6 protein-coding genes are annotated in these 5,295 nt (G+C 63.7%); 1 reads left to right on the top strand and 5 read right to left on the bottom strand.

From position 1 onward, the window contains the following. The 3 genes from GH737_RS12615 to GH737_RS12605 all read right to left on the bottom strand — a co-directional run. Nucleotides 1–853, bottom strand: an 853-nt coding sequence (locus GH737_RS12615; protein WP_155265158.1) for an outer membrane protein, incomplete at its 3' end; no start/stop codon positions are given. Between the two features lie 161 nt (nt 854–1,014). After that, on the bottom strand, nt 1,015–1,512 hold the full coding sequence (locus tag GH737_RS12610) for a DUF2793 domain-containing protein (protein WP_155265157.1): 498 nt from the start codon (nt 1,510–1,512) through the stop codon (nt 1,015–1,017). A 10-nt stretch (nt 1,513–1,522) separates the two neighbouring features. Continuing rightward, nucleotides 1,523–3,217, bottom strand: a complete 1,695-nt coding sequence (locus GH737_RS12605) for a phage tail protein (RefSeq protein WP_155265156.1) — start codon at nt 3,215–3,217, stop codon at nt 1,523–1,525. Between the two features lie 400 nt (nt 3,218–3,617). On the opposite strand from GH737_RS12605, the gene GH737_RS12600 reads away from it, so the two are divergent. Further along, nucleotides 3,618–3,992 (top strand): cupredoxin domain-containing protein, encoded by a 375-nt coding sequence (locus GH737_RS12600; RefSeq protein ID WP_155265155.1) that lies wholly within the window; start codon nt 3,618–3,620, stop codon nt 3,990–3,992. Nucleotides 3,993–4,054: 62 nt separating this feature from the next. On the opposite strand, the gene GH737_RS12595 is transcribed toward GH737_RS12600, so the two are convergent. Beyond that, a complete protein-coding gene (locus GH737_RS12595; protein ID WP_155265154.1) occupies nt 4,055–4,597 on the bottom strand; it encodes a hypothetical protein in 543 nt (180 codons plus the stop codon). A 272-nt stretch (nt 4,598–4,869) separates the two neighbouring features. Next, nucleotides 4,870–5,295, bottom strand: a 426-nt coding sequence (locus GH737_RS12590; protein ID WP_155265153.1) for a hemerythrin domain-containing protein, incomplete at its 5' end; no start/stop codon positions are given.

The following is a 5,295-nucleotide window of genomic DNA, read 5'->3' as shown; positions in this document are numbered from 1 at the left end:
AGAGATTGCGGCTGTTCGAGATGGACGCCTGGCCCCCTCTCCCGGCTCGCCTCCGGCTAGTCCGACCTGTCCCCCTGAAAGGGGGCGAGGTGAGGAGCTCGTCGTGTCCGCGGGCAAGGTGCGGCGGAGGCGGCGGAGGCGGCGGGGCCGCGAAGTTGTAGGTCAGGCTCAGCAGCAAGCTGTGCGACCGCCACTTCGACCGGAGCGTATTAAAGCCGAGGCCCGTGCTGTCGTCGAACTTCAGGTTCGGGACATTGAAGAAGCGATACTTCACGCCGACATCGAGGTTCGGCGAGATCGCGGTGCGAACGCCCATAATGGCTTGCCATGCGGGGCGGCTGTCCGATCCTTCGACAACCAGGCCAGGAAACTCAGGATCCTCGCCCATCGACACGCGCACATCGGCCATGCCGATGCCGGCGCCGACATAGCCGCTCCAGCTGTTCTCATCGCCGAAGTCGAGCAGACCGTTGATCATGCCCGAAATCGAGCGGCCGTGGCCGTCGGTATTGATATGCGAACCGAACGCAACGCCGGTAAGCGGGAAATTGCGGATTTCCATCCCGTCAATGCCGGCGCGCTTCCAGCCCAGTTCGGCCTCGAGTCGAACCATGCCGAAATCATAGCCGCCGATCAGGTCGACGTCCAAGCCGGTGCCGTACTTGATCGAGAACTCGCCGTTGGTCGCACCACCTGGCGTCTCGACGGCCGACGGATCGAAATTGTCGACTCTTTGATCTTCGACGAGCATGGCCCCGCCCTCGACTCCCACATAAAAGCTGTGGTCGCGAGCAAGCGCGGGCGTCGCCATAGCCGTGGATGCAAGCGCCACCGCAATGCCGAGCTTACGCATAGAATTGTCCCCTTTCAAATGCGTCCGGTAAATAGAACTGCCGAAGCACCTTATGAAAGGGCCGGTTGCCGTGCAAGCGCGTCATTGCCGGGAAGCTGTTGCCAAAAAGCCTCAGTCGATTTCCCGCCGATTCGAGAACCGCTTGAGAGGACTTGTTTTTTTCAGGATTCGACCAAACCGTGCTGACGCAGTGCGTCGAGAATAGCGTTGATGGTCGAGCGTGCCTCTGCGTCGGTCACGGTCCCTCCGACCGGCGATTCAACAGCTGCGGCCCGTTGCCCCAAAACCTGCTGGCCACCGATTGCGACCGAAGTCGCGCGCACGATCCCGATCTCCCAGGCACCGTTGCGAAACAGCGCGAAGGTGCCGCTTGCGCGGTCGTAAAGGCTCATTCCGTCGATCGGCGAAACGAAGCGCCAGCCGCCGCTCGTCCACGCCGCCACACATTGTGAACTCCCCGCCCAGGCACCGGTCGCAGCCTCAGCGACAAGGTAACACGATCCGATTACCGGCGACGTCGGCGGTGTCGCGCGAGGCCCTTCCTCCACCGAGCCGGCAACGAGCACGTCCAGCGTTTGCAGGCTCTCGTTATGCGCAAACTCCTTTTGCGCTTGCGCGACGCTGAGGAATGGGAGGGACAGACGCGGCGTCGTTGCCATGCACTTGCTCCTACGGAAGGTTGAAGGTGAGTTGTGCCGGCCGAGAAGCTGCCCAGTCGCCGACCTGCCGCACACCGATAGTGGCCGTGCCGTTGCCGAACGCCATCAGGTCTGCTGCAGGTATGACGAGCATCGGCTGCTCGGTAGCGATCTCCAGATCTGAAGCCGGGTTGGCGATCGTTACCCAATATTGTTCTCGGCTCTCGCCAAGCGGAGCATCGACCTCGTCGAGCCACGCGAAGCCGACGCGGCTGCGACGAGTCCAGTTGATCGTGAGATCGCCTTGGGCGTTGAACGATACGGCGATGTTGGAGGGCGGCAGCGGCTTCAGCGCGTGCGCCGCGAAAGTGGTCGATTCCGTACAGCCGTTTCGATCCGATATTGTCACGGACGATCCCCTGAACCATGCCGGCAAGGCGAACGGTCGCAGCGAATTCAAATCCAGCAGGCAAAATAGCTCGCCGACCGAATGGCCCGCCGCCGCCCATTCGGTACCTCCTCGCGCGCGAAGCAGACGGCCGAGCCGGAAGCGGCCCTCCCCGAGTGGAGTGGCCTCACCGAATTGCACGACCTCGCTGCCGAGGACCGCAAGGTTGACGCCCTCCGACAGCGCATCGTCATCACAGCTGGTGAGCCATTGTCGCTGGTCGATCAGCTCGATCTCGACCGCGTTGGCTTCGTCGATAAGATACGGCTCGGCATGTGCCAAGGCAGTAAGCGCGCGACCCAGCTCCGACTTGCGCGCCGCCGATGCCGTCGTGAACGTCTGGCCAGAAGCGCTCACCGTGAGCGGTCGCTGCCACCACCCTTCGCTGGGAGAAGAGCTCGCGATCAGGATCGTCGCGTCGCTCGATTGAACGTGCCCCATCGGCACGTCGATGAGGGCGAAGGTGGTCGGGGCCTCGACGATGTCGCTGCTTTCGACGATCCGTCCTGCTTCGCCGAGCAGCGTGGACCCAGGCCGCGGAGCAGGACGGAGCTCGAGGACCGTGACAAGGCCGTCGATCACGCATTTCTCGGCGATCCATGAATCAGGTGCAATGCCGGGAAGGACCACGCTTCCGGGCTCCAGTCCAATTCGCGAGGGCGGCAGCCGAAGCGTCACCCTATCGCGCGCTGACCATCGCGTCGCCAGCATCTGCTGCACGAGCGTTTTGGCGTCATGGGCCGAAAGAACCGCCGGCAGCTCTTGTTGCACTTCGTTGCTGCCGGCCTCCCCCGCTGTCGCGCGCGCTTCCCCCGTCTGAAAGTCGCGCGCGGGGTCGTAATAGGTCAGCCTGAGCGCTGACGGCACCGCGCGAACTGGCATCTGCTCGCGCTGAACCCTCGGCTCCTTCTGTCCGTCTGCGCCGCTGCCGAGCTCGTCCGCGCCGATCGAAACAGGCGCGGCGCCGAGCGACGGCCGCATGACCGAACCGTCATCGAACAAGTCGAGGTCGAAGCAGCTGACCAGCGGCTCCGCCGCAGTGGCGATCGAACGTCCGTATGCGGCATATCCGCTGACGGTCTGCGCAGCATCCGATGAGATTGCTCCGCCGGATGCATCCGCCAGGATGTTCCCGACGGCCGGAGCCGCGGCATCGGCGATGACTTCAAAGGTCATGAAGCGAGCGAACCCCTCCTCGGCTGCATCATTATTCAGCCACGCAGGCACAAACGGCCTCGCGTCCGCCGGCGCGCTCTTGCGCCCGAACCACCACCCCATGCTCGCTCCTAACCCTCAACTCAGCTCAACATTCTTCGAAATTCTGGCGCCGACCGAGTTCAGCGAGGTCGCCGCTGCCAACGCGCTCTGCGTCGGCGCCTGAGCGGCGGCCGCTGCGAGTCTCCCGGATCAAAGGCACACCGCCGCGCGACACGCGCACCTTCTGCTGGGGCGAATTCGCAGGATCCAAAGCCGTCCTCATCTCAAAGAAAAGGGCGGCTGCTCCGCGGAGCGCCACCCATCTTTCGACCACCAATGGGGGCCGACTTGCAATTCCTCACTGTTCCTAATGTGTACCGAAACAGCGTGACGCTGTCAAGAACAATTTTCCAAATAGGTTTGTCAGCGGAGAGGGAACCAAGCGTGCTATAATGGACTCCAACGCGCGAAGGAGAAGCTTATGCCCGCCTTTCGGCTTGCCGCCGCGGCCGCGCTTTCAACGCTGCTCGCGGCCCCCGTCGATGCTCAGCCGGCGCAGCTCGTCGTCCAGGTTTACAGCTTCGGATTCGCGCCGCACCCCATTCATCTCGCCGCGGGCAAGCCCGTGACGCTCTCCTTTGTAAATCAGTCCGGCAGCGGGCACGACTTCAGCGCACCCGGGTTCTTCCGGGACGCGAAGATCACTGCGGGCTCGGCGCCCGACGACGAGATCGAGCTCAGGCCGCACGAGACGAAGAGCATCACGCTGGTGCCGGCGCGTGGCACCTATCAGGCCCACTGCAGCCATTTCCTGCACAAGCAGATGGGCATGAGTGACACCATCGTCGTCGACTGAAATGTCATTTCCCTGCATTTGCAGGGGCGACCGCCAGAGGTGGGTGGAGGGGCTTTAGACCCTCACACCATATGCTCGGAATGGCCGTAGACGAGGATCGTCATATATCCCTCGCGCTGCGCCTTGTGCGCGCCTGCGCTGGCCTGGAACTTCTCGGCCGACGCATCGTCGCAGCTGTATTCGGGACGCATCGCGCCCGACGCGGCGACCACGCGGCAATCCTTGACCGCGCCGGCATGGTCGATCGCCAGCGCCATGATCTGTCCGCCGAGCAAGGTGTCTCCGGGCTTCATGTCCGGCTTGGCCGGTGCGGCGCCCGGATTGAACCGGCGCTCGAACGTGATCCGGGTGACTTCGCCTTTGGACGCCGACGCATGCTTCGCGCTCGCCGCCTGGTTCGAATCGACGTCGCAACTTTGCGTGTCGGCATTGAGGCTGGTTTCGTATTTGCAGGCTTCGGCATTGCCGTCGCCGTCGAGGGTCACGGTGACCCGCTCCCACCAGGGTGAACTCGACACCAAAGTGTCGGTTGAGGTCGTTGCCGTTGCGCCGGTGGCTGCGACGACCGCGGCCGAAGCCACGAAAATGGCGGCAAGCTTGAGCACGTTCAAACTCCTTCGCGCCCGCCGCTCCGGCGACCTCATTGCCGCCGCCAACCTGCCTCCCGTAACGCGCGGCGCGGGTTTGGTTTCCGCCCGAAATGCCGAGCGCAGCGGAGCGCTCTGCGAAGCAGACGCGAGGCAGCGCGTAGAGCCATTGAGGGCCGGCCGGCGGGCCAGCGAAGCTGGACCCGTTCGACGTCACGGGATTTACTCCCGTGACGGCTCTTGACTGTCCCGCAGTAACACGTCGAATTGCGCTGGATCGCCGCGGCGGCTCAGGCCGCTCGGTCGATCCGCTCCAGCAGCGGCAGAAGCTCGCGGTTCTCACGGGTCAGTCGGTCCATCAGCGCGCCGAGCAATGCGCGCGTGTCGCTGCAATAGGCCGGCCAATCCGCGGCGATCGAGCTCGCTGTCCACTTGTCGCAATATGCGAGAAAAGCCGGGGCGAGACCGCCCATCTCCTCCTTGAATTCCTGACCTTTGGCCGAAACATGCTCGTCGCCGCTTTCGATCAGCTTGGGATAGAGGGCCCAGTCCTCGAGTTTCAAATGCCCGATGAGCGTCGTCATCAGCTCGCGGCGGAAGTTGAACAAAGCGATCTGCGTGGGCGGTTGCGGGCGGTCGATGATCCGCTCCAGCTCGAGGAACATCCGGGCGAGCTTCGCGTGATCTTCGCGCAACCGCATCAGCTCCGACATGCC

The organism is Sphingomonas segetis, from assembly GCF_009720245.1.
Classification (GTDB): Bacteria; Pseudomonadota; Alphaproteobacteria; order Sphingomonadales; family Sphingomonadaceae; genus Sphingomicrobium; species Sphingomicrobium segetis.
This window is presented reverse-complemented; position numbering and strand designations above follow the sequence as displayed.

Excerpts from the sequence above, each read along its gene's own strand:
- GH737_RS12610 (WP_155265157.1), bottom strand. The coding sequence starts at position 1,512 with ATGGCAACGACGCCGCGTCTGTCCCTCCCATTCCTCAGCGTCGCGCAA.
- GH737_RS12605 (WP_155265156.1), bottom strand. The coding sequence starts at position 3,217 with ATGGGGTGGTGGTTCGGGCGCAAGAGCGCGCCGGCGGACGCGAGGCCG.
- GH737_RS12600 (WP_155265155.1), top strand. The coding sequence starts at position 3,618 with ATGCCCGCCTTTCGGCTTGCCGCCGCGGCCGCGCTTTCAACGCTGCTC.